The organism is Priestia sp. SIMBA_032, assembly GCF_046535215.1.
GTDB classification, from domain to species: Bacteria; Bacillota; Bacilli; order Bacillales; family Bacillaceae_H; genus Priestia; species Priestia aryabhattai.
The window spans coordinates 1-233 of sequence record NZ_JAWRXD010001627.1 but is presented as its reverse complement, the minus strand read 5'-3'; the positions used below and the strand labels follow the sequence as shown (position 1 = coordinate 233).

Below are 233 nucleotides of genomic sequence, written 5' to 3'. Positions count from 1 at the left end.
CGCACGACGTCGTCGATGAACGGTTCCCACCGTTTGATCGCGGCCGGCGACAGATAGGGGTTGAGTGCGCCGCGATAGATCTTGTGCTCGGGATCGTCCATCTCCAGCAGGCCGCCCCGGATGCTGACCTCCATCATCTTGGGTATCGAAATTCCCTGGTACCCACGACGTTCACCGTTCACGTCGTGATCGGCGGAGACATCCGCACTGCGGGCGAGCTCGAAGACCGACCG

General features: G+C 62.2%; 1 pseudogene. It reads right to left on the bottom strand.

The features are described 5' to 3' along the window. Positions 1–233 (bottom strand): annotated as a pseudogene (locus SB717_RS39790) (hypothetical protein); the annotation flags it as partial.